The 26,436-nt window shown below is 45.8% G+C and carries 22 protein-coding genes, 1 tRNA gene and 2 pseudogenes; 17 read left to right on the plus strand and 8 right to left on the minus strand.

Annotated features, from left to right (window positions below):
- Positions 1–40: 40 nt before the first annotated feature.
- Positions 41–1,612, plus strand: a complete 1,572-nt coding sequence (locus MSWHS_RS15525) for an MAST domain-containing protein (RefSeq protein ID WP_156148165.1) — start codon at positions 41–43, stop codon at positions 1,610–1,612.
- A gap of 207 nt (positions 1,613–1,819) precedes the next feature.
- Here the strand turns inward: MSWHS_RS15525 and MSWHS_RS15530 are convergent, their stop codons facing one another.
- The 6 genes from MSWHS_RS15530 to MSWHS_RS15555 all read right to left on the minus strand — a co-directional run bounded on the left by MSWHS_RS15530 (position 1,820) and on the right by MSWHS_RS15555 (position 7,865).
- Positions 1,820–2,743 (minus strand): ABC transporter ATP-binding protein, encoded by a 924-nt coding sequence (locus MSWHS_RS15530; protein ID WP_048128766.1) that lies wholly within the window; start codon positions 2,741–2,743, stop codon positions 1,820–1,822.
- Positions 2,736–3,674, minus strand: a complete 939-nt coding sequence (locus MSWHS_RS15535) for an ABC transporter ATP-binding protein (protein ID WP_048128764.1) — start codon at positions 3,672–3,674, stop codon at positions 2,736–2,738. Before MSWHS_RS15535 ends, MSWHS_RS15530 begins: the two co-directional genes overlap by 8 nt.
- A 1-nt stretch (position 3,675) precedes the next feature.
- Complete coding sequence (nikC, locus tag MSWHS_RS15540; protein WP_048128762.1) at positions 3,676–4,515, minus strand: nickel transporter permease; 840 nt, start codon at positions 4,513–4,515, stop codon at positions 3,676–3,678.
- A complete protein-coding gene (gene nikB / locus MSWHS_RS15545) occupies positions 4,499–5,449 on the minus strand; it encodes a nickel ABC transporter permease (protein WP_082088244.1) in 951 nt (316 codons plus the stop codon). The genes nikC and nikB overlap by 17 nt, the downstream gene beginning before the upstream one ends.
- 31 nt (positions 5,450–5,480) lie before the next feature.
- A complete protein-coding gene (locus MSWHS_RS15550; RefSeq protein ID WP_048130470.1) occupies positions 5,481–6,173 on the minus strand; it encodes a class I SAM-dependent methyltransferase in 693 nt (230 codons plus the stop codon).
- Between the two features lie 117 nt (positions 6,174–6,290).
- Complete coding sequence (locus MSWHS_RS15555; RefSeq protein ID WP_048128761.1) at positions 6,291–7,865, minus strand: ABC transporter substrate-binding protein; 1,575 nt, start codon at positions 7,863–7,865, stop codon at positions 6,291–6,293.
- Between the two features lie 818 nt (positions 7,866–8,683).
- Between MSWHS_RS15555 and MSWHS_RS15560 the strand changes: the two genes are divergently transcribed.
- From MSWHS_RS15560 to rpsJ, 15 genes are all read left to right on the plus strand, one after another.
- Positions 8,684–9,403 carry a class I SAM-dependent methyltransferase gene (locus MSWHS_RS15560; protein WP_048128760.1) on the plus strand — a complete coding sequence of 240 codons (720 nt, stop codon included), beginning with the start codon at positions 8,684–8,686 and terminating at the stop codon, positions 9,401–9,403.
- A gap of 40 nt (positions 9,404–9,443) precedes the next feature.
- Positions 9,444–9,626, plus strand: coding sequence for a hypothetical protein (locus MSWHS_RS15565; protein ID WP_048128758.1), 183 nt, complete (start codon positions 9,444–9,446; stop codon positions 9,624–9,626).
- A gap of 840 nt (positions 9,627–10,466) precedes the next feature.
- Positions 10,467–10,543: transfer RNA gene (locus MSWHS_RS15570), tRNA-Lys, on the plus strand.
- An 85-nt stretch (positions 10,544–10,628) separates the two neighbouring features.
- Positions 10,629–10,865 carry a DNA-directed RNA polymerase subunit H gene (locus MSWHS_RS15575; RefSeq protein ID WP_048130468.1) on the plus strand — a complete coding sequence of 79 codons (237 nt, stop codon included), beginning with the start codon at positions 10,629–10,631 and terminating at the stop codon, positions 10,863–10,865.
- A 253-nt stretch (positions 10,866–11,118) separates the two neighbouring features.
- Complete coding sequence (locus MSWHS_RS15580; protein ID WP_048128757.1) at positions 11,119–12,714, plus strand: DNA-directed RNA polymerase subunit B''; 1,596 nt, start codon at positions 11,119–11,121, stop codon at positions 12,712–12,714.
- A 14-nt stretch (positions 12,715–12,728) separates the two neighbouring features.
- Positions 12,729–14,543, plus strand: coding sequence for a DNA-directed RNA polymerase subunit B (rpoB, locus tag MSWHS_RS15585; RefSeq protein WP_048128756.1), 1,815 nt, complete (start codon positions 12,729–12,731; stop codon positions 14,541–14,543).
- Positions 14,544–14,557: 14 nt separating this feature from the next.
- Positions 14,558–17,200, plus strand: a complete 2,643-nt coding sequence (locus tag MSWHS_RS15590) for a DNA-directed RNA polymerase subunit A' (RefSeq protein WP_048128755.1) — start codon at positions 14,558–14,560, stop codon at positions 17,198–17,200.
- The gene (gene rpoA2, locus MSWHS_RS15595; RefSeq protein WP_048128753.1) at positions 17,200–18,396 is read left to right on the plus strand and encodes a DNA-directed RNA polymerase subunit A''; all 1,197 of its coding nucleotides are present in this window, start codon (positions 17,200–17,202) and stop codon (positions 18,394–18,396) included. Before MSWHS_RS15590 ends, rpoA2 begins: the two co-directional genes overlap by 1 nt.
- 254 nt (positions 18,397–18,650) lie before the next feature.
- Entirely contained in the window at positions 18,651–18,947 is a 297-nt protein-coding gene (locus MSWHS_RS15600) for a 50S ribosomal protein L30e (RefSeq protein WP_082088124.1), read from the plus strand.
- A 20-nt stretch (positions 18,948–18,967) separates the two neighbouring features.
- Complete coding sequence (locus tag MSWHS_RS15605; protein ID WP_048128749.1) at positions 18,968–19,393, plus strand: NusA-like transcription termination signal-binding factor; 426 nt, start codon at positions 18,968–18,970, stop codon at positions 19,391–19,393.
- 107 nt (positions 19,394–19,500) lie between these two features.
- Positions 19,501–19,929 carry a 30S ribosomal protein S12 gene (locus MSWHS_RS15610; protein ID WP_048128748.1) on the plus strand — a complete coding sequence of 143 codons (429 nt, stop codon included), beginning with the start codon at positions 19,501–19,503 and terminating at the stop codon, positions 19,927–19,929.
- On the plus strand, positions 19,926–20,495 hold the full coding sequence (locus MSWHS_RS15615; RefSeq protein ID WP_048128746.1) for a 30S ribosomal protein S7: 570 nt from the start codon (positions 19,926–19,928) through the stop codon (positions 20,493–20,495). Before MSWHS_RS15610 ends, MSWHS_RS15615 begins: the two co-directional genes overlap by 4 nt.
- A 75-nt stretch (positions 20,496–20,570) precedes the next feature.
- Positions 20,571–22,763 carry an elongation factor EF-2 gene (locus MSWHS_RS15620; protein WP_048128745.1) on the plus strand — a complete coding sequence of 731 codons (2,193 nt, stop codon included), beginning with the start codon at positions 20,571–20,573 and terminating at the stop codon, positions 22,761–22,763.
- 349 nt (positions 22,764–23,112) lie between these two features.
- On the plus strand, positions 23,113–24,381 hold the full coding sequence (gene tuf / locus MSWHS_RS15625; protein ID WP_048128742.1) for a translation elongation factor EF-1 subunit alpha: 1,269 nt from the start codon (positions 23,113–23,115) through the stop codon (positions 24,379–24,381).
- A gap of 38 nt (positions 24,382–24,419) precedes the next feature.
- Positions 24,420–24,728 (plus strand): 30S ribosomal protein S10, encoded by a 309-nt coding sequence (gene rpsJ, locus MSWHS_RS15630; protein ID WP_048124829.1) that lies wholly within the window; start codon positions 24,420–24,422, stop codon positions 24,726–24,728.
- 716 nt (positions 24,729–25,444) lie between these two features.
- On the opposite strand, the pseudogene tnpA reads toward rpsJ, so the two are convergent.
- Positions 25,445–25,684: pseudogene (gene tnpA, locus MSWHS_RS15635) on the minus strand (IS200/IS605 family transposase); the annotation flags it as partial.
- A gap of 4 nt (positions 25,685–25,688) precedes the next feature.
- On the opposite strand from tnpA, the pseudogene MSWHS_RS19645 reads away from it, so the two are divergent.
- Positions 25,689–26,166 (plus strand): annotated as a pseudogene (locus MSWHS_RS19645) (RNA-guided endonuclease InsQ/TnpB family protein); the annotation flags it as partial.
- A gap of 81 nt (positions 26,167–26,247) precedes the next feature.
- Here MSWHS_RS19645 and MSWHS_RS22085 read toward each other — a convergent pair.
- Positions 26,248–26,376 (minus strand): hypothetical protein, encoded by a 129-nt coding sequence (locus MSWHS_RS22085; protein WP_255350533.1) that lies wholly within the window; start codon positions 26,374–26,376, stop codon positions 26,248–26,250.
- Positions 26,377–26,436 lie beyond the last annotated feature (60 nt).

Consider the following 26,436-nt stretch of genomic DNA (forward strand, 5'->3'; position numbering starts at 1 on the left):
TCTTATTTGTGGGTGACGGAGTATGAAAAAAAAGTTGAAAATGAAAAGCTTAGAGCTATCTGTATTTTTTGTCCTCTTTATTGTGATCCTGGGGGCATCTCCTGCTCTTGCCCAGATGGGGCAGGGTGGAGGGCCCATTAATGGAATGGGGCAGGGAATGAACCAGGGTATGAACCAGGGTATAAGCCAGGAAATGATGAATGGGTACGGGTTTGACCAGTACGACAACAGGTTTGAAGGTTTCGGATCCATGACTTTCCAAGAAGTCTGCAGCAATTTTGGAATTCCGGTTAAAACCGCGCTTTCCGATCTCGGGCTTCCGGAGGATATGAGTACGCAGCTTACAATCCTGGAGGTTGAAGAACAGTACGGGGTTTCAGGGCAGGAAATTGTCAGCTACATGGTCATGAACACGAAGCAGGCCCAGACCTCGCTCAATGCCAGGCAAAGGCTCCTGATGGGCCAGCAGGCTGTACAGGCTGTGAGAGGTGGGGGCATGGGCAGAGGAATGTATTTTATGCGGCAGGGCCGCTTTGCATACGGGAATTACACGACTTTCAATTTTGATTCCGATGCAGGCGAAGTCAGTAACTTTGCGGTTAGCGGAGATATGATTTTTGATTCGGTTACGGTTTCCGATTTTGCCTTTAAGGAAGAGCAGGTTGCGGGGACAACTGCTGTCTATGAGAGTGCTGACAGCCAGATTTTACTTCACGACAACCCGATGGGAACCATGCAGGTAATGGCTTTTGCCGACAAAACCATTGTTTTTGACCTTGCAGACGAAGTAGAAGCAAGCATGGATACCACACTTTCAGATGATTTAAAAGATGTGATCGTTGTAAAGATAACTAAAAACAATTTTGAGGGATACCTTACCGTCTTCAAGAATTACCTTGCTTCCGGTACGGATGCAGAGCCTCTCGAAGGACTTGATGTTAAGGTTTCGGATGACAGGGTCACGGTAACCCTTGTAGAGAACAGTGTGGTTATGTTCCGTGCAATTCCTATGGAGCCTGCTTTCATGCAGACCGGATATAATTACGGTTCTCGTGCTGTGTACATGCACCAGGTGCTCAACCGGGAAATTGCCAATGGCCGTGTCGGAGCTGAACTTGCCATCCGCGCAGGCGGGGATAACGCATCCATTGTGAACTACACTCCCATGGGCTTGCAGGTCATGGAAAGAGACAGGGATCGCATAGTGCTTGGGGTAGATTCGGACCTTCCCGAAGGCAGGGTCATCACCGTAAACGTGGACAACGAGACCATCAACCTTTCCAATCCCGATCGCCTCAGGCTCCGCTTTGACGGGGTGGAAATTGAAAAAGCCGAAAGCATCGATGAACTCTTTGTCGGCGGAAACCGCCCACTCTGCTATCTCGTTCAGGAAAATGAAACCGCCACCATGGCCGTGTATATCCCAAAATTTTCTGAGCACGAAATAGTAATTGACCTGGAGCCTGAAGCCGGAGAAGAAGGGGCTGGAGAAGAAGTTGAGGAAGAGGGAGTTACTGAAGAAGGATCTGAAGCCGAATCCACGCCAGCTTTCGAGTTTGGACTCGGAGTTGCGGTGCTGGCTTCCGCATACGGACTGAAGCGCAGGAGATAATAACCAATCCTGGTCAGTCTGTCTAAATCCAGTATCATTGGAAAGATTGGATGCAGAGATAATGCGGTTCAAAATTCTGCATCATATTTTTCTCATTTTTTTATTAAGACGGTTTTCTGCTCTTTTCAGTCAATCTTCCTTAGTTTTTCTTTCCCTGTACACGTAATTCCTATGGGATAAAACAGTTTCTGGATAACCGTGTTTGGATTACCGTCTTTTTGCTTTCCAGCACCTCACCAATCTCCCCGAGACATCCCGTAGTTTCTGCGGCTCTTTACACACGTCCGTTCTCTCCAGGCACGATTTAAAGTAGGAACAGCCCGAAAAACTATCCGGCAGCGTTCCCTCCTTTTCCGGCAGCACAACCTCAAGTGTCGTATAATGTACTGCGTCCAGAAGAGCACGCGTATACGGATGCAGAGGTCGATCAAATACATCCTTTCCCTCTTCAACAATCTCACCTGCATACATCACCAGTACCCGGTCCGAAACAGCTTTAGCTACATCCAGGTCATGCGTAATAAACACCAGTCCTAGACCGCGTTTTTTCTGAATCTCTTTGAGCATCGTCACAATAAACGCCTGAACTGACACATCGAGCATCGAGGTCGCTTCATCACAGACCAGCAGTTCAGGCTTCAAAGCAAGTGCCCTGGAAATTACCACCCTCTGCAGTTCTCCCCCTGACAACTCATGCGGATATCGGGGTTTGTGCTCTTTAGAAAGCCCCACCTCTGCAAACAGGGCATCTACCTTTACTGAAATCTCCTCTCTGGAAAAAGCTCCCGATATCACCAGCGGCTCGGCAACAGACCGCTCAACCGCCCATCTCGGATCAACCACATCATCAGGATTCTGGGGGATCAGCTGGATTTTTCCCATAAACTTCTGAAGATTCTTCCAGCTCAGCCCTGTCAGTTTCGTCCCGTCGAAAAACACTTCCCCGGAAGCCGGTTCAAGTTGCTGGACAAGCAGTTTTGCAAGCGTTGATTTCCCACACCCCGACTCCCCGACGATAGCCACCGTCTCGCCCGGAAAAATCTCAAGATCAACTCCGCAGACGGCTGTTTTTTTGACGGTTTTTATCAACCCGGAAGTGTAAACATAACGCAGATTCTCTGCCTTAAGCATACATCCAGCACCTCACACACCTTCCATCCAGTTCCACAACTGGCGGATTCTTCAGGCACCTGTCTGTTTTATACGGGCACCGCGGATGAAACCTGCAGCCTTCCGGTACCTCAATCATCGAAGGTGACGAGCCCGGAATCGGGTGCATACCGCGCTCCGGCACCGCATCCAGAAGCGCTTTTGAATATGGATGCAGAGGCTCTTCGAAAAAAGCGTCCTTTCCTGCAATCTCTATAATTTGCCCGCAGTAGTTTACCGCGATTCTGTCCGACATCGCCCGGGCAAAACCTACATCATGAGTAATTAAAAGAAACGCACAGCCTTTCGAGGCAACCTTCTGAAAAATTGCCGCAATATTGCGCCTCTTCAGAACATCAACACCTTTTGTCGGTTCATCAGCTATAATCAGTTCAGGGTCTGCAGCCGTTCCCATTGCAACCATTGCCCGTTGCAGCATTCCGCCGCTGTACTGGAACGGATATTCCCTTTCCCTCACTTCAGGAGGGATAATATCAAAATACTTCAGAGCCTGGCATGTCCTGGACTTTGCATCCTCTTTACCCATTCCAAGATGTGCGCGCATTGGCTCTGCAACCTGAGTGCCAACCCTGATTCCGGGGTTCATCGAAAGATACGGGTTCTGGGCAATTGATCCTACCTTTTTGCCACGGACTTTCTGCATCTCTTTTTCGGAAAGAGCCGATATTTCCATCCCGTCAAGTTCCACTTTCCCGGAAAACATCGCATTCGGGGGTAGCAGCCGCATTATTGCCTGGCCAAGAATTGACTTGCCGCTTCCGGATTCCCCAATCAGTGAAAATACCTCATGTTTATTAATAAAAAACGCTGCATCATCAACTGCGCGAACGGTACCCTGTCCGGTTGGGATTGATACGGAAACACCGGATACTTTCAGTAGCACATCAGACACATCAGACCCTCCCTTCAAGCTCAAGATTTTTCATCTTCTGGTCAAGTGTATCCCGCAGCCCATCGCCGAAATAGTTGAACGCAAGCACGGTCATCATAATAAAAAGCCCCGGAAAAAACATTATCCAGGGAGCAGTTGTGAAATATGTTCTTCCTGCATCCAGCATCGCACCCCATTCAGGTGTTGACGGCTGCACCCCAAGCCCGAGGAAACTTAAACCGGCTGCTGCTAGAATCACATTCCCGATTCCAAGCGATGCCATAATCAAAACCGGAGAGAGTATGTTTGGTAGAACATGCTTTATCATTACATAGGTGTTTGAAGCCCCAATCCACCGGGCTGCCTGGACATAGCCTTTTGTCTTGACATCAAGCGTCGAACCGCGTGCAACTCTCGCAAACACTGTCCACTCGACAGCAATTAAAGCAAGCATCATGTTTTCCATCCCCTGTCCCAGAAACGCTGTAATTGCAAGTGCCAGAAACATCGACGGAAATGCAAGGAAACTATCCGTCAGCCGCATGATAATCTCATCCAGCCACCCGCCGTAATACCCTGCCAGAACGCCAAGTGCCACCCCGATTGCAAGTGAAACATTGACAACTGTAAATCCGATGAAAAGGGATGCCTGTGCACCGTACATCACCATTGTCAGGATATCACGGCCGAGGTGATCGGTCCCGAACAGGTGGTCAGGAGACGGAGGCTGCAGACGGTTCTGCAGGTCCTTTTCCGTGTAGTCATACGGAGCCAGAACATTGGCAAAGACGGCCATGAAAATAAGTCCTCCAAGAATTATCAGGGAAAGAGCAATTTGCCTGTTTTTAAGAAGTTCTATCATAGCGTATCTCCGGGTTTGCCCAAACGTAGACCAGGTCTACAAAGAAGTTGATCAGGAGGAAAATGACGGCAACAAAGAGTACTGAGCCCTGTACCATCATATAATCGTGGGAAAGAATTGAGTTCACCACAAGATTTCCAATACCTGACCATCCAAAAATTGTTTCAACAACAACCGAGCCGTTTAAGAGGAAACCAATCGACAGCCCAACCACCGTTATAACCGGGACAAGCGCGTTTTTCAAGGCATGTCTGATGATAACTATCTTTTCCGAAAGTCCTTTCCCACGTGCGGTTTGGATGTACTCCTTCTCCATGACATCCAGCATGTTTGAACGGATCATCCGCATCATTACGGCTGCCGACCCTGTTCCAAGGACAGTTGCAGGCAAAATCATGTAGCTGATCTCTGTCCCGTGCCCGAACCCGGATGCAGGTAGCCAGTGAAGGCTTACCGAGAAAAGAATTATCATCATATAGGCCTGCCAGAAATTCGGTATGGATACCCCAAAAAGAGCTCCAAAGCGGCAGGCATCGTCAATAACCGTGTTATGTTTCAGAGCTGAAACTACGCCAAACGGAATGGCAATAACAAGAGCAATTACAAGGGCGAGAACGGAAAGTGTCAGCGTATTTTTAAATGCGTTCAGGACAGTTTCAAACACCGGCTGTTCGCTCATATATGAGTAGCCAAAGTCCCCTACAACCGCGCCTTTGAGCCAGTTCAGATACTGAACGTAAAATGGCTGGTCAAGCCCGTGGGCTATACGGAATGCTTCAACAGCTGCCTCATCATATCCGCCCGAGGGACTCGTCATCATAATCTCTGCCGGGTCGCCCGGAGCGATGTAGATAAGTGAGAAACTCATAAATGAGATTAATATGAGAACCGGGCTGAGATACAGAGCTCGGTGTATTAAATAATCTTTCAGCATTACAGTGCCTCTGGAAAATTTTAGTCCTTCCTCAACATTTTTTTCCGGTGGCAAGGTACGGGACAGATAAATAGTCATAACCTTCCGGATCGCATCTTTTCATATACACGGCATACTCGGGAAGAGATTTCCAGGAGACTTCCGAAAACCTGTTATTTTCCATGATGGCCGTAATCATTTCAGGCGAGTTGCTGTCATAAAGAGGAAGATACTCAATTAACTCATCGTGATTTCTTTCTTCCTGGTTGTAATTCTTGTTTGGAACATACCCTGGCTGAAACCATTGGCCGTCGATTGCAAGAATCCTGCCTCCGGGTACCAGGACTCTCCGGCATTCATTGAAGAATTTGTCATGATCCGTGAGCGTCCATAACAGATGTATATTTACGATAATATCGAATATACGGTCTTCAAAAGGCAGGTTTTCTCCGTCCCCTTTAACAAACTTAATTGACAAATTACGGTTCTTTGCCCCTTCTTTTGCACGTGCGAGCATCTCTTCCGAGATATCAAGAGTGGTGACATTATGCCCCATCTGGGCAAAAACAAAGGTCTGAATGCCAGGTCCCGTTCCGATATCAAGGACATTGAGTTTTTTTCCTGCCGGCAGCTTCTCTGAAAAGAGGTTTTTCATAAGGAGAATCTCTTCATCAAGGTGGTCACGATGCATCTTCCGGTAACTTGGACTAATCTTATTCCAGTGCACTGTAATTTTGTCTTTCATTTTTAATCCTTCAGGCAGGCTCCATTTCATTTTTAATGGACGTGTAATACCTTTTTGCAAATAACATCAAAGCTGCGACCTGCAAACGGTAGCTTTTCCTCATTTCCTCCTACAGATTTATGCAAATCCTATGTCCCTTGTGATGATTGTATACTCGTTCGGATACATCACAAAGCCTTCAACATTTGAGGAAAGGGCATAGATTTCGTTGGCATAGAATACGGGCAGTACTGGTACATCTTCCTGAATCTGTCTCTGGACCTTTTCATACAGTTCGGTCCGTTTTTCTTTGTCAGGTTCGTTTCTCGCTTCGAGAATCCATTCGTCTACCTGAGGGTTTGAATAACGGATCCAGCCTGATGCATAGCTTCCGGTAGAGAGAAAATGAGTTGAGAGGAAGTAATCGGGATCTCCGATCGGGGCTGTGTTCCATGCGCTGAGGGATAAATCATATGTTCCTGCAAGAGCGTTTTCTTTAAGTGCGGTGCTTTCCAGAATTGTAACCTGTGAAGTGATGCCAATGTCTTCTAGCTCTGAAGCGATTATTTCTGCACTCGGCTGAAGAGCTGCACGTTTATTGTAGGTCTGGATCTCAACGGTGAAGGGTTTCCCGTTGTAGTAGAGTTTTCCGTCCTCACCTTTTGTGATTCCTGCTTCTTCGAAGAGTTCCAGAGCTTTTTCAGGGTTATATTCGTAGGATTTAATCTGGTCGTTTGCGTTCCATGGCATAGTATTTGTGAATACCCCAGTTGCCGGAATACCGGAGACTCCTTCCAGTGCTGTATCCACGATTTCCTGGCGGTTTATCGCATAAGAGAGGGCTTGGCGGACTCTTGTATCATTGAATGGGGCTTTGGCGCCATTTACATAAAGGAAGTACATGCGTAGGGTTTCCCTGGAGGTGACGTTTATATCAGGATTATTCTGAAGTGTTGAATACTCGCTCTGGAGTGGATCTCTGGCAATATCGACATCTCCTGATTTTATCAGCATGGTCCTGGCCGTGCTGTCTTTATTATACTGTATGAGTACGCGGTCAACTTTGACCTCCCCACCCCAGTAATCAGGATTCTTTTCGAGTTCAAGGCTTGTACTCGGTTCGAAGGATACAAATTTGAAGGGGCCTGTTCCAACCGGTTCGGTGTCAGGGCTTTCAGCGTTCGGACTTATAATGGACATGATAGGGTCTACAAGGGATGAAATTAGTGGAGTGCAAGTGCCGTTGGTTTCAATAATAATGGTGTAATTCCCGGTTTTTCGTACATCTTTGATAAAGGAGTACTCGTATGATCTGCTGTTTGAGGGGTCAAGTACTCTATTCATTGAAAACAGTACCGCATCTGCATCCATTTTTGTTCCGTCGTGGAAAGCTACACCTTTACGAAGTTGGATTTCCCATTCTGTATCGTTTAACTGTTTGTAGCCGGATGCAAGTTTGGGCATGAGATTCATATCTGCGTCGTAGTAAAACAGGGTTTCATAGATGCCTGCCTGATGAACATACCACCCAGTCCAGCCGTTGGCAGGGTCAAGACTGCCGCCTGTGTCGGGGCCTTCGTTAAAAACTACTCGGAGGACTTTTTCTTCAGCTCCCTCAGTATCAACACATCCTGCACAGAGCAGTGCAACAATCAGAATTAAGGCAATGGCAGGGAAGGAGAGGTTTGTTTTTTGTATATTGAATTTCATCATTAACACCAATGTGCATAAATACTTTGTATACTTTTGAACTGTTTTTTAAGAAATCATGTAAGAAGTCATGTACGAAGTCATGTACGAAGTCATGTATGATGTATATTCAAAGTGTGTGATTTTATTCTATATCTGTATATTTAAAGTGCATGATTTTATTCTATATATTCATAGATAGTGTGATAAAATGCAATTTTTTTTTGAATTAGGGACTATCCAGTAAGCTGTATTGTTGATCTGACAGATATTGTGTTGCCGGGTTTAATCAGACTATTTTTTGAGAAATACTGAGTTTAATCGGGAGATACAAACGCTAGCTGTCAAAGCTGGACTAAATGCACGAATAAATAATAAAGTTTTCATTTGCTCTTCATTCCAAAATTATATATCTGTTCGTTGAAGGACTGATTTTCTGATACGTTTTCATTCCATGGTTTGCACTATAGTCGCAATATCAGGCTCTTTCACCCATTAATTTCTAATCTCTTTTCCTAACACGGCTTTCTCCATCTAAATCGTTTTTATCCATTTTTTTCTATTTTTATGCCATACAGGATATATGTATAAACTAATTGCTATCTATTCAATTTTAATTATGAAATATGATGCATATATATTAGAATATTGTTAATCATGATGATATATCTACAATATCTTTATAAATAGTAACACTAAATTATATTATAGTCTTACTCTATAGGAGATTACATCAAAAATTGATCTTGAATGATTGGATGAACGAAACAAAGTGTCTGGACAATGTATCCAAAGGTTCCGGATAGAATATCCTGATGCCAATTTTACTTGAGGGACAGAGTATGAAAAATAATATAGTAGAATACTGGGACTTCAGAAGTTCTGATTATCACACAGAATATGCTCATTGTATAGATGAGGAAATGGATGTCTGGAAATCCATTTTTTCTGAAATTCTGCTAACGGATAAAAAAATCCGTGCATTGGAAGTTGGAACAGGTCCCGGGATTCTTGCTATTTCTCTTGCTGCCATGGGACACGATGTAACAGGGGTTGATTTGTCAGAAAGTATGCTTGGAAAAGCAGATGCAAATGCCAGAGAAAAGGGAGTAAATATCTCGTTGTTGCAGGGAGATGCAGAAAAAATTCCTCTTAAAGATGGAGAGTATGATTTTGTTTTTAGCAAGTATCTTCTCTGGACTCTGCCTCAACCGGATAAGTTTCTGGATGAACACTCACGGTTATTAAAAGATGGGGGTCTTATGATGATAATTGATGGTTTGTGGTTCCAGAATCCTGATGGAACGGAGAAGGAATGCAGCCGATTCTCTCGGTTTGATGAGTTGTATGCCGATGTTAAGCCGAATTTGCCCCTTGCGAAAAACAATACACCTGAGAGGATAACTGACCTTGTACAATCCCATGGATTTGAGGTTGTTTCATGGAGGTTTTTGGATGATTACTTTTCTTTTTTGGAACGAAATGATCCGCCCGGTCATGCAGCAGCATATACCCAGCCTCCGCATATGATTCTTGCAAAGAAAATAAGTCAGGGACGGTGATGAAAGGCGAGAGATCGAGCTTGAAAGCGGAACCAACCAGATGGAATATACGGACATTGCTTCCGAAATTATTCCTGCATCGGTTATGGTCGAAGATCCTGAAAACCGCGAGGTGACTGTGCTTGAACAGAACTATGAGTATGACCATGTGAGCAGTTCCGGTTTGCTTGAAAGTTACCTCGGGAGGGATATTACGGTAATGGGCATAAGTGGTGATGCATGACCACTATACAAATGTAGAAATGGTTTGAATTCTAATACAGCCTTTTAGAGGGTGAACCTGAAGTAAAAAGGGATTCCAGAGCTGAATTCGTCGTAAGATTCAAAGCGGAAGAAAAGCAGTACAAAAAAAAGCAGTAAGAATATGTCTTTCGATAAATTTGTTTACCTGTCACCTTTTTTATATTAATTATAAGACTTATAATGTCCAACAATTTTAAGTTTCCGAAAATCTTAACCTGAATCCGATTAAATGATTGATTATCTGATATAACCTGAATCCGATTAAATGATTGATTATCTGATATAACCTGAATCCGATTAAGTGATTGATTATCTGATATAACCTGAATCCGATTAAGTGATTGATTTTATCTGATATAACCTGAGTCCGATTAAATGATTGATTTTATCTGATTAAATAATTAGTTGTGTAATTAATAAGTGATATCAATTGATGCTTCATTTTTGGAGAGGTGGCTGTCGGGAAAGCGGTGAGTGATTTAAGATCGGGGCAAAATTTGCCGTTTAACCCGAATCTGTGGAAAAACAAATTGAATTTAACTTTACTTTTTAAAAAGTGAAAATTCTCGTACATATAGCTTTCCGGAAGATGCGGAATAATTTATGTATAAATTCAACACGTATTAAATAAATTTAATCACTGTTTCCAAGAATATGGGGGAAAAAAGTAAACCTAGCATAAACTATAAATAGTATAGCTATAATTAGAGGGTTGCACCGGCGTAAGAGGTGCTCCCTGATGCAGCGGGGCAACAGGGTGGCATGCTAAGAAATTAGCCTTCAATGGTGCAAAATTCAGATGTGGAGAAATAAACAAACTGGGCCCGTAGCTCAGTCAGGCAGAGCGACTGGCTTTTAACCAGTCGGCCTAGGGTTCAAATCCCTACGGGCCCGCCATGTTCTTTATTACAACCGGCGGATAGGCCATCCGCAGGAAATGTCAGCAAATTTTTTGAGATGCTTTATTTTTGGAGGAAAGGATTTGACAAAATTCAGCCTGCTCGACCATGAGTCAGTCCCAAAACATGAAATAATTGCAGAGGGCGAATTGAAGTCTGTTTTAAGCAAATATTCAATTGAAAAGGAACAGCTTCCGAAAATTAAAGTGCATGATCCTGTTAGTAAAGAAATAGGAGCTGTCGTCGGAGATGTTGTGAAAATCACAAGGAAAAGTCAAACTGCAGGGGAGGCAGACTATTACAGACTTGTGATCGAGTAAGCGGAGGGGGAGTTAAAACCGCTTGCATGACTAAATTTTTTTTCACTGGATATCTTTTTGAATCCCATGCACCATCATACGGAAAGATTCAACGGCTGCATAAAGATCTTATGCATACGGAAAGATTCAACGGCTGCATAAAGATCTTAGGATCATCGTTTATTGATTTTCATTTTAACAAAGCAAAGAGGGTGCTATCATCGCGTTAGAAAGCAGTATACTGTCGCAGGCTTATTTTACACGGGACAAGATAGTGCAGCACCATATAGACTCATTTAACAAGTTTATAGATTACGGGCTGCAAAAAATAATTGATGAACAGAGGATAATAGAAACAGACATTGAAGACACCTTTCTTAAACTCGGCAAGATCCGGGTAGAGCATCCGGTGGTAAAGGAGGCAGACGGGGCAATCGAAAAGCTTTATCCCAACGAAGGAAGGCTCAGGAACCTCTCTTATTCAGGCCCTCTCTATTTGGAGATGAGTGTCGTAAAAGAAGGGATAGAGTCCGACGTACTGGAGGCAAAAATCGGGCAGCTCCCTATTATGGTAAAATCCAAAATCTGCAACCTTCTCGGGCTTAATGATGCCGAAAAAGTTCGCTATGGAGAAGACCCTCTGGACCCTGGTGGATATTTCATTATCGGAGGTACGGAAAGGGTAGTCATGACCCTGGAAGACCTTGCCCCTAACAAAATCCTTGTTGAGTACGGAGAACGTTACGGGGACTCTATAGAGGTTGCAAAGGTCTTCTCCCAGAAAAGAGGATACAGGGCACTCGTAATTGTTGAAAGAGGGAGAAAGTCTCTGCTTGAGGTGTCTTTCCCCTCAATATCCGGTAGAGTGTACTTTATTACACTTATGAGGGCACTCGGGATAGTAACTGACGAAGACATCGTAAATGCAGTTTCAAGTGATCCCGAAATTATCAAGTTCATGCTGGAAAACCTTGAAGAAGCCGAAGTCGAAACCCAGGAAGAAGCAATCGAGAAGATTGGGGCGAGGGTTGCTGCAGGGCAGGCCAAGGAGTACCAGATTAAAAGAGCAAACTACGTTATTGACAGGTATCTTTTCCCCCACCTCGGAAACGACATTAAAGATAGGACCTCAAAGGCCCATTTCCTGGCAAGAATGGCTGAATCCTGTTTTGAGCTTGCACTTGGCAAGCGTACTGAAGATGACAAGGACCACTATGCAAACAAAAGGCTGAAACTTGCAGGCGACCTGATGGAAGACCTCTTCAGGGTATCTTTCAACAGGTTGGCAAGGGACATAAAGTACCAGCTTGAACGCGCAAACATGAGAAACAGGGAACTGAATGTCGCCACTATTGTAAGGGCAGATGTCCTGACTGACCGCCTGCAGCACCCCCTGGCAACAGGAAACTGGGTTGGAGGAAGGACCGGTGTTTCCCAGCTTCTTGACCGGAATGACTACATCTCTACCCTTTCACATCTGCGTCGTGTAATTTCACCGCTTTCCCGTGCCCAGCCTCACTTTGAAGCCCGAGACCTGCACGCAACTCAGTGGGGACGGCTCTGCCCTTCCGAGACTCCTGAAGGTCCGAATTGTGGTCTCGTGAAAAACTTTGCTCAGATGGTTGAACTCTCTACGGGAATAGAGGAGATAGAGAGCATTAAAAAAATACTCTACGACGTTAATGTCGAAAAAGTAGTTGTAAAGGCGCCCGAAATCCCGGCGAGAATAAAAGAAATATTGCTCGATGAATTCGGGGAAGAGATTGTTGAAGAGTTTGAAGAAACTCCGGAACCTGAAACCAAATACAAAGATGATGACTTCTACGATTATTCAGATGTGGACGACTCCGGATCACTGTTCGGGGACTGAGGGGTTGATGTCAGATGACTAAAGCAAAAGTATTCATAAATGGAGAGCTCGTCGGGACCCATGACAACCCTGCGGAACTCGTAGAAGAGCTCCGAAAGATGAGGCGGCAGGGGTTCATATCCAAGCAGGTCAACATAGCTCTTAATGACAACACCAGGGAAGTAATTATAAACTCCGATATGGGCCGGGCAAGAAGGCCTCTTGTAGTTGTAGAAAACGGAGCTTTGAAGGTAACTGAAGAGCACATAAAGAAACTGAAGAACAAAGAAATCACCTTTGAGGACCTCGTAAAAGAGGGCTGTGTGGAGTATCTGGACGCAGAAGAGGAAGAAAATGCATACATTGCACTCTATGAGTCTGATATTAACTCCAAGCACACCCATATGGAGATAGACCCTGAACTTATGCTCGGGATCTGTACCGGTATGGTCCCCTATCCAGAACACAACGCATCCCCGCGTAACACCATGGGTGCAGCCATGATCAAGCAGTGCATCGGAGTATCCACAGCAAACCAGAAGCTCAGGCCGGATACCCGTGCCCACGTCCTGCATTATCCGCAGAGAGCGCTTACAAGGACAAGGACTTCCTCAGCAATCGGTTTTGATGACAGACCTGCAGGGCAGAACTTTGTGGTTGCAATCCTTTCATACGAAGGGTATAACATTGAAGATGCTCTGATTTTCAACAAGGGTTCAATCGAGAGAGGGCTTGGAAGAAGCCATTTCCTCAGGACCTTTGAAGGGGAAGAAAGGAGGTATCCTGGTGGGCAGGAAGACAAGTTCGAGATTCCTGACTCCGAATACCGTGGAGCCCGCAGCGCTGATGCGTATGCAAATCTTGACATCGACGGGCTTGTAAACCCTGAGACCCCCGTAGGCCCAAATGATGTGCTTATAGGAAAGACCAGCCCTCCAAGATTCCTGGAAGAGCCTTCAGACTTCGGGATTGCAGTTGAACAGAGGAGAGAAAGCTCTGTCACCATGCGGTCCAACGAAATGGGGATTGTGGACACTGTCATTCTTACAGAATCCATTAACGGGACCCGCCTTGCAAAGGTAAAGGTAAGGGACGAGAGAATTCCCGATATCGGAGATAAGTTCGCTTCCAGGCATGGGCAAAAAGGCGTTATTGGCTTAAAAGTCCCGATTGCTGACATGCCGTTTACGGAATCAGGTCTGACTCCGGACCTGATGATTAACCCGCATGCAATTCCTTCACGTATGACTGTAGGGCACGTTCTGGAAATGATTGGTGGAAAAGTAGGTTCCATGGAAGGCAGAAGAGTGAATGCAACAGCCTTCTCAGGAGAAAACGAAGACGACCTTAGAGAAGCCTTGAAAAAACACGGCTTTGCCCATACAGGAAAAGAGGTTTTTTATGATGGGGCAACAGGCAGGATGATCCCTGCAGATGTCTTCGTTGGTGTAATCCTTTACCAGAAACTGCACCACATGGTCACCTCCAAGATGCATGCAAGGTCCCGTGGCCCTGTACAGGTGCTCACCCGCCAGCCGACTGAAGGTCGAGCCAGGGAGGGTGGTCTCAGGTTCGGTGAAATGGAGCGTGACGTGCTGGTAGGGCACGGAGCCGCCATGTCCTTAAAAGAAAGATTGCTGGACGAGTCTGACAAAGTGGTTGAACTTGTCTGCTCGCACTGCGGAATGATTGCAACGTACGACAAGCAGCGAAACGTCTCTTTCTGTTCAGCCTGCGGTGCTGACACGGACATATATCCCGTGGAGATGAGCTACGCGTTCAAGCTGTTACTGGATGAAATTAAGTCCCTTGGTGTTGCTCCAAGGCTTAATCTTGAAGATGCTGTATAAGGTGAGGTGGACATATGGCAAACGTACCTCCGATTCCGAAAAGAATTGCTTCTATCAAATTCGGTTTAATGTCCCCAAAAGAAATCCGTAAGATGAGTGCAACGCCTATTATCACGGCTGACACTTATGATGACGACGGGTTTCCAATTGACATGGGGCTTATGGACACAAAACTCGGGGTAATTGACCCCGGGCTTCGCTGCAAGACATGCTCCGGCAGGGCGGGCGAATGTCCTGGACACTTCGGGCACATTGAACTTGTTGCCCCTGTTGTCCATGTTGGTTTTAACAAAGTAATCAGAAAACTCCTCAGGGCAACCTGCAGAAAATGCAGCAGGATTCTGCTGGAACCGGCCCAGAAACAACAGTTTCTGGATCAACTCGTTGCAGTTGAAGAAATCGGGCACATGCCTGATGATCTCATTAATGAGGCATATAAAGAAGCCAGCAAGATAAAGAGCTGCCCATACTGTAATGAGGAACAGCTCGAAATAAAATTCGAAAAGCCCAGCGAATACCTGGAAAACGGGGAGAAGCTGACCCCTACCGAGATCAGGGACCGCTTTGAGAACATCCCTGACGAGGACATCAAAGTTATCGGGATGGACCCGAAGAATGCAAGACCAGAGTGGATGATCCTCACAGTTTTGCCTGTGCCCCCTGTTACGGTGCGCCCTTCGATCACCCTTGAATCCGGGCAGCGCAGTGAAGACGACCTGACCCACAAGCTGGTGGACATCATCAGGATCAACCAGAGATTCCAGGAAAACAGGGAGGCGGGAGCCCCACAGCTTATCATTGAGGACCTGTGGGAGCTTCTTCAGTATCACGTTACTACATTCTTTGATAACTCGGTTTCAGGAATACCCCCTGCAAGACATAGATCAGGCAGACCTCTTAAGACGCTTTCCCAGCGTTTGAAAGGTAAAGAAGGAAGGTTCAGAGGAAGTTTGTCAGGTAAGCGTGTTAACTTTTCTGCCCGTACCGTTATCTCCCCTGACCCGAACCTGAGCATAAATGAAGTTGGCGTCCCCATGCCCATTGCACGGATTCTGACAATGCCAGCAGTGGTGACCAAAAGGAACATCGAACAGCTTAAGGTCTTTGTAAGGAACGGCGAAGACATTCACCCCGGAGCAAATTATGTACTCAGGTCCGACGGCAGGCGCATAAAGGTAACCAATATGAACAAGGACGACCTTGCCGAGAAGCTGGAATTCGGCTGGACTGTGGAACGACAGTTAAAAGACGGCGACACCGTGCTCTTCAACAGGCAGCCTTCTTTGCACAAGATGAGTATTATGGCCCATTCCGTAAAGGTTCTGCCTAACAAAACATTCAGGCTGAACCCTGCGGTCTGCCCCCCTTACAACGCTGACTTTGACGGAGACGAAATGAACATGCATGCCCTCCAGACCGAAGAGTCAAGGGCCGAGGCAAAGATCCTCATGCAGGTTCAGGAAAACATCCTCTCCCCGCGTTTCGGAGGCCCCATTATCGGTGGTATTCACGACCACATTTCAGGGCTTTTCCTGCTGACCCGTTTTGAAAACCATATTACCAGTTACGAGGCTTATGACCTTCTGAGGAAGAGCCGCGCACGCAACCTGCCTGAACCTGCCGGCCACGACGAAGATGGGAAACCTTACTGGACAGGAAAACAGATTTTCAGCCAGATCCTGCCTGAAGACCTTAATACAGAGTTCACAGCCCAGGTCTGTGCACACTGCGATACCTGTAAAAAAGAAGAATGTCCTAACGATGCCTATGTAGTAATCCGGAATGGTGAACTCCTTATGGGCACTATAGACGAAGCGGCCATTGGGGCATTCAAAGGAAAAATTCAGGACCGCATTATCAAGGAAATCGGTCCCGAAGCCGGGTCTAGGTTTATAGATGATATGACCAAGCTTGCAATCCGGGCGATCATGCGGACAGGCCTGAGTTTCGGAATAGCTGACGAAGATATTCCTAAAGAAGCCAGAATCCAGATCAATGAGGTTCTCAGTAAAGCTGAAGACGCTGTGCAGAACCTTATCAAATCTTACATAAATAAAGAGCTTGAACCCCTCCCCGGAAGAACCCTTGATGAAACAATTGAAATGAGCATCATGCAGAAGCTCGGAAAGGCCAGAGACGAGACCGGTGGAATTGCAGACAGCCACATGGGGCTTGAAAATTCAGCAGTTATCATGGCGCGTTCAGGAGCTCGAGGTTCCATTCTGAACCTTACCCAGATGGCAGCCTGTGTTGGCCAGCAGGCAGTGCGTGGAGAGCGCATTCGCAGAGGCTACGCAGGCAGGACTCTGACCCACTTCCAGGAAGGTGACCTGGGATCGGATGCTCACGGGTTCGTCAAGGCAAGTTACAAGAGCGGGTTAAACCCGACAGAGTATTTCTTCCACGCAATCGGTGGTAGAGAAGGTCTTGTGGACACTGCGGTCAGGACATCACAGTCCGGGTACCTGCAGAGAAGACTTGTCAACGCCCTTCAGGACCTTGAAGTCCAGTACGACCTTACAGTCAGGGACACCAGAGGTGTGCTTGTGCAGTTCAAGTACGGGGAAGATGGGATTAACCCAACAAAAAGCGACTTCAGCAAGCCTGAGACCATCCACAGGATTGTCCGTTCTGTGGTAAACAAGGAGGTGGCATGATGAGTATTAGTGAAGCTACCATAGACAGCATGATAAAGGACCTGCCGTTTCCTTCTAACATATTAAACACCCTGAGAGAAGATGTTCTCAAAGCCGGGGTAAGCAAGAAAGAAATGGAAGAAATCATCGAAAAGATGATGGAAGAATATGATGCCTCATGCATTGAACCCTGTGATGCTGCGGGCGTTGTCGCAGCCCAGTCAATAGGAGAACCGGGCACACAGATGACGATGCGTACCTTCCACTATGCCGGTGTGGCCGAGATTAACGTTACTCTCGGTCTTCCCCGCCTTATTGAAATCGTGGATGCCCGGAAGATTCCGAGCACTCCTATGATGACAATAGCCCTTTCCAAAGATAATCCTGAGGATTATGCTTATGACAGGGAAAAGACAAGAGCCCTGGCCTGGGAGATTGAGGCAACCAAAATCGATCACATCGCCGACGTGACCACCGACCTCTCCCAGATGAAACTTATAATAGACCTGCACGAAAAGGCAATGGAAGGCAGGAATATTACAATAGACCAGGTGAAGGAGAAGTTCAACGAAGAGCTGAATGTACTGGTCAGCATCTCTCCTGATATAGATAACCAGATAGTCATCACTCCGGGAGAGCCTTCTTACAGAGAGCTGCTCCAGCTTGCAAAAAGCATCCACAATGTAACCCTCAAGGGCATAGAAGGGATCAAGAGAGTGGTGGTCAGAAAGGAGGGGGAAGAGTACACCCTTTATACAGAAGGTTCGGCTCTGCGCGATGTGCTTCAGTTTGAAGGGGTGGACAAGACAAGAACCAGCACAAACAACATTAATGAAATCTACGAAGTGCTGGGAGTTGAGGCTGCAAGAAACGCAATAATCAAGGAAGCCACAGATACCCTGCGCGAACAGGGCCTTACCGTCGATATCCGGCACATTATGCTTGTGTCAGACCTCATGACCTGTGACGGAGAAGTAAAACAGATCGGCAGGCATGGAATTTCGGGTGAAAAGGCAAGTGTATTTGCCCGTGCAGCTTTCGAAGTTACTGTCAATCATCTCCTGGATGCAGGCATGCGTGGAGATGTGGACAAGCTGGAGGGTGTCACAGAAAATATCATTGTTGGTCAGCCAATTCGTATGGGCACCGGAGATGTGCACCTTGTAAGCAGAAGAGCAGAAAAAGTTGTAGCTGAGGAAATTGAGGCAGAAGAATGAAGGCATGATGAAAAAAAACCCGGCTTTGACCTATAATTATTTAAATATATAACCTGATAGAAGACAAGTCCAGATCAGGTATACATTACCTTAACAGACTTCATCAAATCCTGCTGCAGAAACTTGAGTCAGCGAGGCTCATAACCAGAAAATTGATATAAGGCATCAGGTATTTAGAGTACCATATACTCACCAAGCTTGAAATCTTTATGTAGAAAGAGATAGAGTAGACGAGCTAATTTGAGACAGAGTTGATGAAAATGAAGATCAATGTTGATAAATCTCTTATCAAGGCTGTGAAAACAGGAAACGTAATAGTTGGAGCCAACCGGACCGTGGATGCAGCAGCAAGCGGCTCAGCAAAAATGGTGGTCCTGGCATCAAACTGCCCCGAAGACATTAAAAAGAAAATCCAGGCAACAAATGTCCTGGTCCTGGAATACGAAGGCACAAGTGTAGAACTCGGGCCCGTATGCGGAAAACCCTTCACGATTGCAGCCATGGCAATCCTCGATGCAGGAGAATCGGATATCCTGGCAGCTATAGCTTGATAAAAAGGAGTTGCAACGTCTTGGGTGAAATAAGACTTACTGCAGAAAGCATCCAGTACATTGCATTGTTTGAAAACATGACCCGAGCCAAAATACTTGACTGTATTCCGGAAGAGGAAAGGCTTGTGTATGTTGTAAAGCAGGGCGATATGGGGCTTGCAATAGGCAAAAACGGAGAGCATATAAACCGTGTTAAAAAAGCCCTGGACAAACCAATTGAGCTTGTGGAGTATTCAGAGGATCCTGTAACTTTTATAAAGAATGCCTTCGGACCGGTATCCGTAAGTTCAGTAAACTTTACAACTAAAAATGGCAAGCGATTAGCTTATGTAGAGGTACCCAATAAAGAAAAGGGGCTTGCCATCGGTCGCAACGGCAAGAACATAGAGAAAGTGAAGATGCTTGCCCGTCGTCACCACACTATAGAAGATGTGATCCTGCAATAATATCTCATTAATTTACGTTGATCCATTAATCCGGCGTTGAAGGACAATTCTGGCATTTAATGCCACAATAGGAAACTGTGATCAATTTTTAACTGGAGAAATTTACAATGGCTAAAGGAAAATTTGCAGCTAATATTCTAAAACAAACCAGGAAAGATGCCCGCTGGAAAGATAACTACTACAGCAGGCGTGTTCTTGGTCTAAACGTGAAAGCTGACCCTCTTGGTGGCGCACCGCAGGGCCGGGGTATAGTATTAGAGAAAGTAGGAGTTGAAGCCAAACAGCCGAACTCCGCAATCCGAAAATGCGTAAGGATCCAGCTCATTAAAAACGGGCGTCAGGTAACTGCATTCTGTCCTGGAGACGGCGCAGTAAACTTCATTGATGAACACGATGAAGTTACCGTGGAAAGAATCGGAGGCCGCATGGGCGGTGCTATGGGTGACATTCCCGGTGTACGTTTCAAGGTAATTGCCGTAAACAACGTGTCCCTGGACCAGATGGTCATCGGAAGATTGGAAAAGCCCAGGAGATGATTTTTGTGTACAAAATATTCGGCAAATGGGATCCAACGGAAGTTGAAGTCAGAGACCCTGGAATTAAGCGCTACGTCAGCCTTGCTCCTGTAATCGTTCCCCATAGCAGTGGAAAGCATGCCAGGCAGCAGTTTAACAAATCAGAAATTTCCATTGTTGAACGCCTGGTAAACAACCTGATGAGGACCGAAGTTAACAGCGGAAAGAAGCAGGTGACCCTCCGTGCAGTCGAAGAAGCTCTGGACATTGTGAACAGGAAAACCCAGCAGAACCCAATCCAGGTTCTCGTGGAAGCCATTTCCAATGCCGGCCCCAGAGAAGAAGTAGTCAGGCTGAAGTACGGCGGGATCTCCGTTCCAAAAGCAGTTGATACTGCACCTCAGAGGCGTGTGGACACTGCTCTGCGCTACATCAGCATGGGAACAAATGCCGCAGCTTTCAAATCCAAGCGCTCTGTCGCAGAATGTCTTGCAACCGAGCTCATCGGCGCTGCAAACCGCGATACGAAATCCTTCTCTATCAACAGAAAGGATGCAAAGGAAAGAGTTGCAAAGGCAGCACGCTAACCAATTGTGCGGGTTGCCCGATTTAAAAAGTGATTTTATAACTAAACTATTATACTTGTTTAAAAAGGTATTAGCATGGGACGAAGGAAGAAAATGGTCGAGCGCGTAACGACGCTCATGAATGAACCAGAAAAAATCCGAAATATCGGTATCGTTGCGCACATTGACCACGGAAAAACCACATTATCGGACAACCTGTTAGCAGGTGCCGGCATGATTTCAAAGGAACTTGCCGGAAGACAGTTATTCATGGACTCCGATGAAGAGGAACAGGAAAGAGGTATTACAATCGATGCCTCTAACGTTTCCATGGTTCACACTTACAATAATGAAGACTACCTGATCAATCTGATTGACACTCCCGGGCACGTTGACTTTGGTGGAGACGTTACCCGTGCCATGAGGGCAGTGGATGGTGCAGTCGTGGTCGTGGACGCAGTAGAAGGCACAATGCCCCAGACTGAGACTGTGCTGAGGCAAGCCCTGAGAGAACACGTCAGACCCGTACTTTTCGTTAACAAGGTAGACAGGTTGATCAATGAGCTGCAGGTTGATTCTCAGGAAATGCAGGTTCGCCTTGGTAAAGTAATTGACCACGTGAACAAGCTCATCAAGAACATGAATCCGGAGAAGTTCAAGGCAGGCTGGAAAGTAGATGCAGCAGCCGGAACCGTAGCATTTGGCTCCGCCCTTTATAACTGGGCAATCAGTGTGCCTATGATGCAGAAGACCGGGATCTCATTTACAAATGTATATGATTATTGTAAGGCAGAGGACATGAAGGCACTGGCAGAAAAGTGCCCTCTGCATGCAACTGTCCTTGATATGGTCATCAGGTTCCTGCCAAATCCTCTTGAAGCCCAGAAGGGAAGGGTACCTACTATCTGGCACGGCGATGCTAACTCTGAAATTGGCAAATCCATGGCCAGTGCAAATGCAGATGGTGACCTTGCTTTCATGGTAACGGACATTTCCATAGACCCCCATGCAGGAGAGGTTGCAACCGGAAGGTTGTTCAGCGGGTCTTTTTCCCGCGGAATGGAAGTTTACATATCCGGTACTGCAAGAAAGAGCAGAGTCCAGCAGGTAGGTATTTTCATGGGTCCCGAAAGGCTCGAAGTGGAGAAAATCCCTGCAGGAAACATTGCTGCAGTTACGGGTTTAAAAGATGCAATCGTGGGGTCCACAGTTACAACTCTTGATGGTATGACACCTTTCGAAAGCATCAGGCACGTAAGCGAACCTGTGGTGACTGTGGCTGTGGAAGCCAAGCACACCAAAGATCTGCCCAAACTCGTTGAAGTCCTCAGGCAGGTAGCAAAGGAAGACCCGACTCTTCAGATAACTCTGGATGAGGAAACCGGGGAACACCTGATGGCAGGTATGGGAGAACTTCACCTGGAAGTCATCGCTCACAGGATCCAGAGAGATAAGAATGTGGAAATCACCACAAGTAAGCCTATTGTGGTCTACAGGGAAACCATCAAGAAAAAGATCGAACCTGTAGAAGGAAAGTCCCCTAACAGGCATAACAGGTTCTATATTTATGTGGAACCCCTTGACACTGCAATTGTCGAGATGATCAAGTCCGGCGATATCAGCATGAACCTACCTGAGCTTGAGCGCAGGCAGAAGCTCATCGAACTCGGCATGGGGAAAGAAGAAGCAAAAGGCATTGTTGGCATCCACAATTCCAACATCTTTATAGACATTACCAAGGGTATCCAGTATCTGAACGAGACAATGGAACTGATCCTCGATGGGTTCGAAGAAGTTATGCGTGCTGGTCCTCTCACAAGAGAGCCTGTGGCAAACATGAAATGCGTACTAGTAGATGCAAAACTTCACGAAGACGCCATCCACAGGGGTCCGGCTCAGGTCATCCCTGCAGCAAGACAGGCAATCCAAGCAGGGATGCTTATGGCAGAAGACTGCCTTCTCGAACCTTATCAGAAGGTCTTTGTCCAGGTACCTCAGCTCACAATGGGTGGTGCAACAAAAGAACTCCAGGGTCGTCGTGGAATTATTCTTAATATGACTACAGAAGGAGACCTGGCAATTATCGAGGCAAGGGTGCCTGTGGCCGAGATGTTCGGATTTGCAGGTGAAATCAGGTCAGCAACCGAAGGACGTGCTATGTGGAGTACTGAATTCGGAGGCTTTGATATTGTGCCAACCAGCATCCAGACTGAAGTAGTAGGTCAGATCAGAGAGAGAAAAGGCTTGAAGAGAGACCTTCCCAAAGCTTCTGACTACCTTTCAATGTAAGCGGAATATTTTCCGCTTCTCCTTATTTAAGCTACAAACTTTTTGAGGCAAAACTCTCTACGAATCTCAAAAGATAAAGGTCCAGAAATCTTGATGGATCTCAAAATCATTGACGAGTAAAGTCGATGGGAAAGGTTTAAAACAAGGTATGCCTATAATGGGGAAAACAGTCCAGGCCGCTGGAAATTCAAATTACGTTGACCCGATAAATGTTCAAAACGGGATATTATAAGTAATGGTTGAAAGAAGACTGGAGAAGGTCTGATCATTACGAGATCTGCCCTAATATTAATATACTATAATTTGATATAGCAATGAAGCTCATCCAGAATTTAAAGGAGAATTATAAATGGCAGCAGACAAACCGCACATGAATTTAGCAGTGATTGGTCACATTGACCACGGAAAGTCAACATTCGTAGGACGCTTAATGTTCGATGCAGGGGCTGTAGCTCCACACATCATTGATAAGTTTAGAGAAGAAGCAAAGCAGAAGGGTAAGGAATCTTTCGCCTTCGCCTGGGTTATGGACTCTCTTAAGGAAGAGCGTGAAAGAGGTATCACAATTGACATCGCTCATAAGAGATTCGACACAGACAAATTCTACTTCACAGTCGTGGACTGTCCTGGCCACCGTGACTTCGTAAAGAATATGATTACAGGTGCTTCCCAGGCTGACGCTGCAGTCCTCGTCGTTGCAGCCCCTGATGGGGTCATGGCTCAGACCAAGGAACACATCTTCCTTTCCAGGACCCTTGGTATCAACCAGCTTATCGTTGCAATCAACAAGATGGATGCAGTAGAATACAGCGAAGCCAGATACAAGGAAGTCGTTGAGCAGGTATCCGGCATTCTGAAAATGATCGGGTTCAAGCCAAGCGAAATCCCCTTCATACCGACCTCTGCATTCTACGGTGACAACATCATCAAACTCAGTGACAAGACTCCCTGGTACAAGGGGCCCGCCATCATGGAAGCCCTCAACAACCTCAAAGAGCCTGAAAAACCATCCACTCTCCCCCTCAGGATCCCTGTCGAAGATGCATACACCATCTCCGGTATCGGAACTGTCCCTGTAGGCAGAGTCGAAACCGGTGTCATGAAAAAGGGTGATAAGGTCGTCTTCATGCCCGGAGGAGTATCCGGTGAAGTTAAGTCCATTGAGATGCACCACGAAGAAATCCCACAGGCATTCCCCGGAGACAACATCGGATGGAACGTCCGTGGTATTGGCAAGAACGACGTCCGTAGAGGAGACGTCTGTGGTCCTGTTGAAAACCCGCCAAAGGTTGCTGACGAGTTTGTAGGACAGATTGTGGTCCTCCAGCACCCCTCCGCAATTACTGCCGGTTACACTCCGGTCTTCCACGCTCATACCTCCCAGACCGCATGCCAGCTTATTGCTCTTAACAGGAAGCTGGACCCGAAGACTGGTCAGGTAAAGGAAGAAAATCCGACCTTCCTTAAGGCAGGAGACGCAGCAATCGTTACCATCAAACCAACAAAGCCGATGGTTATCGAGCCCGTAAAAGAAATTCCACAGCTCGGCAGGTTCGCTATCCGCGACATGGGTATGACAATTGCCGCCGGTATGTGCATGAGTGTTAAGCAGAAATAACACTCTCCTTTTTTCATTTTTTAAGGAGAAAAAAGGTTATGCAAAAAGCTAGAATAAGATTGTCAGGCATCAGTCCCAAGGATCTGGACGGAGTCTGTAACCAGGTAAAGTCAATTGCAGAAAGGACAGGAGTAAGCATTTCAGGCCCTGTTCCGCTTCCAACAAAGAAGCTGGTCGTTCCCACAAGGAAGAGCCCGAGTGGTGATGGAACTGCAACCTGGGACCACTGGGAAATGCGCGTACATAAGCGTCTCATCGACATTGCAGCCGATGAAAGGGCACTTCGTCAGCTCATGAGAATCCAGGTCCCCAAAGATATAAACATCGAGATTGTGCTCGAAGGATAAATGCAAAAACCACCAGGTTACAGAAACCCTCTGTACCCGGTCTTGCAAATTCCTTTTCACTTCGCTATTCATGAATATTTACTTATCCACTTCTTGAGAAATTGCCGGCGGATATCTTCTGAAGGGACTTTCAGCCCGCCGGAATATTCTGCAAATCTTTTCGGTCTTTTCTTCCTTTTGCACTTTTAATTCAGACTTTTGGACTTCAGCTTCCACTTTAAACTTTATTTCTGATTTTATTTCAGACTTTTAGACTTCAATTTCTTCTGCTGAACCCTGATTATGTAGCTATTTGCGGGAACCGTCACTCTGAACTCAATGGTAAAAGCATCAGTTTTCCGGTACTCGTCTGAATTTTCCAGGTGAGGTCAAAGGCTGAATCGACAGAAATTTTCAGTTCCTCACCCAGGGGGTATGCTCTATACCGTCTTCACCACGGAACTGGAGTTCTTCTAGGAACTGGAGTTCTTCTAGGAACTGGAGTTCTTCTGCACCTCTATCCTGGATACCTTCTGAATGGAGTTCTTCTAGGAACTGGAGTTCTTCTGCACCTCTATCCTGGATACCTTCTGAAGCAGCATAACTTCACCTGATTCAGCTTCAAGAACGACTTCTCTTCCTTCATGACTGAGCAACCTGCCTGTGTACACCTTACTGTTTTTATGAAGAAGCGTAAAACCCCTGAGTCTTTAGCTCAGGGGATATACGCGTCAACTTCAACCCTGATTACGTATGTAATATTCTGTTGCCTCTTTACTCACATTTCCGATAATAACCGCAAAATAGCCATCACTCCATAACGTATTTTCACCCCAATAATATTTTGTCAGATAATCTTTTTGTTTTTTCCATATTCTGTTCGTAGATTCCTGTTTCAATTTTCTGACAATTGAAAGAACACTAACCTTTGGTTCACTCTTAATCAAGAAGTGGATATGGCCTTTGTCTGTTTCCATTTAAAAGACAGGATTCCCTAAGTTCAAGTCCAAGAAAAATCCTATACAGTCTTTCCCTGTGCCTCAGCATAATCCTATACAGTCTTTCCCTGTCTCAGCATTACTCTGTAGACTTTGAAAATCACACTGTCAAGCTTCCTAAAATATAACCAATTAAAACAGTTCTACATAGAAAGTTAGAAGGCAAACTTAAAACAGCTACCGTTTCGATAACTTGTAAAGGATGTTACTACATCAGTATCTTTGTTGAAGATGGTAACAAGATTCCTGAAAAACAGAGTTTCTCCGAATCAACAACTGTAGGAATAGATGTAGGTATCAAAGATTTTGTTGTATCATCTACAGGCGAGAAGGTAGAGAATCCTAAGTACTTGAAAAACTCTCTTAAAAGGCTCAAAGTATTACAGAAAAGAGTTTCAAGAAAACATAAATATTCAAAGAACAGAGAAAAAGCTAAACAAAGATTAGTCGTGCTCCATGATTCGACCATAATCGATGCAGGAATGATTCCGGAAGCAATGTCCGTATATTTCATCTGGTTTGTCCTGCTTTCAAGCTCGATATCACGCTTTTCTTTTACCAGAGTAAGCCCCTTTATAAATGGTAAGCTCCAGCTTCTCTCCGGTTTCAACTGCTCTTGAAGCCATAATTTCCGGAGGGTTTACAGCTGTTATTTCCACAGAAATTCCCAAGTCTGGCCCTGCATGGAGAATTACTGTTGTACGGGTCGTAATATTTGAGTAGTCCTCTTG

It is taken from the genome of Methanosarcina sp. WWM596, from assembly GCF_000969965.1.
In the GTDB taxonomy this organism is placed as follows: Archaea; Halobacteriota; Methanosarcinia; order Methanosarcinales; family Methanosarcinaceae; genus Methanosarcina.

What these genes read in the sequence shown, in the direction of transcription:
- rpsJ (WP_048124829.1), top strand. Translation starts at nt 24,420, where the DNA reads ATGCAAAAAGCTAGAATAAGATTGTCAGGCATCAGTCCCAAGGATCTG.
- tuf (WP_048128742.1), top strand. Translation starts at nt 23,113, where the DNA reads ATGGCAGCAGACAAACCGCACATGAATTTAGCAGTGATTGGTCACATT.
- rpoB (WP_048128756.1), top strand. Translation starts at nt 12,729, where the DNA reads ATGACTAAAGCAAAAGTATTCATAAATGGAGAGCTCGTCGGGACCCAT.
- MSWHS_RS15565 (WP_048128758.1), top strand. Translation starts at nt 9,444, where the DNA reads ATGGAATATACGGACATTGCTTCCGAAATTATTCCTGCATCGGTTATG.
- MSWHS_RS15530 (WP_048128766.1), bottom strand. Translation starts at nt 2,743, where the DNA reads ATGCTTAAGGCAGAGAATCTGCGTTATGTTTACACTTCCGGGTTGATA.
- MSWHS_RS15615 (WP_048128746.1), top strand. Translation starts at nt 19,926, where the DNA reads ATGATTTTTGTGTACAAAATATTCGGCAAATGGGATCCAACGGAAGTT.
- nikB (WP_082088244.1), bottom strand. Translation starts at nt 5,449, where the DNA reads ATGCTGAAAGATTATTTAATACACCGAGCTCTGTATCTCAGCCCGGTT.
- MSWHS_RS15620 (WP_048128745.1), top strand. Translation starts at nt 20,571, where the DNA reads ATGGGACGAAGGAAGAAAATGGTCGAGCGCGTAACGACGCTCATGAAT.
- MSWHS_RS15525 (WP_156148165.1), top strand. Translation starts at nt 41, where the DNA reads ATGAAAAGCTTAGAGCTATCTGTATTTTTTGTCCTCTTTATTGTGATC.
- MSWHS_RS15550 (WP_048130470.1), bottom strand. Translation starts at nt 6,173, where the DNA reads ATGAAAGACAAAATTACAGTGCACTGGAATAAGATTAGTCCAAGTTAC.
- MSWHS_RS15600 (WP_082088124.1), top strand. Translation starts at nt 18,651, where the DNA reads ATGAAAATGAAGATCAATGTTGATAAATCTCTTATCAAGGCTGTGAAA.
- MSWHS_RS15560 (WP_048128760.1), top strand. Translation starts at nt 8,684, where the DNA reads ATGAAAAATAATATAGTAGAATACTGGGACTTCAGAAGTTCTGATTAT.
- rpoA2 (WP_048128753.1), top strand. Translation starts at nt 17,200, where the DNA reads ATGAGTATTAGTGAAGCTACCATAGACAGCATGATAAAGGACCTGCCG.
- nikC (WP_048128762.1), bottom strand. Translation starts at nt 4,515, where the DNA reads ATGATAGAACTTCTTAAAAACAGGCAAATTGCTCTTTCCCTGATAATT.
- MSWHS_RS15555 (WP_048128761.1), bottom strand. Translation starts at nt 7,865, where the DNA reads ATGATGAAATTCAATATACAAAAAACAAACCTCTCCTTCCCTGCCATT.
- MSWHS_RS15610 (WP_048128748.1), top strand. Translation starts at nt 19,501, where the DNA reads ATGGCTAAAGGAAAATTTGCAGCTAATATTCTAAAACAAACCAGGAAA.
- MSWHS_RS15590 (WP_048128755.1), top strand. Translation starts at nt 14,558, where the DNA reads ATGGCAAACGTACCTCCGATTCCGAAAAGAATTGCTTCTATCAAATTC.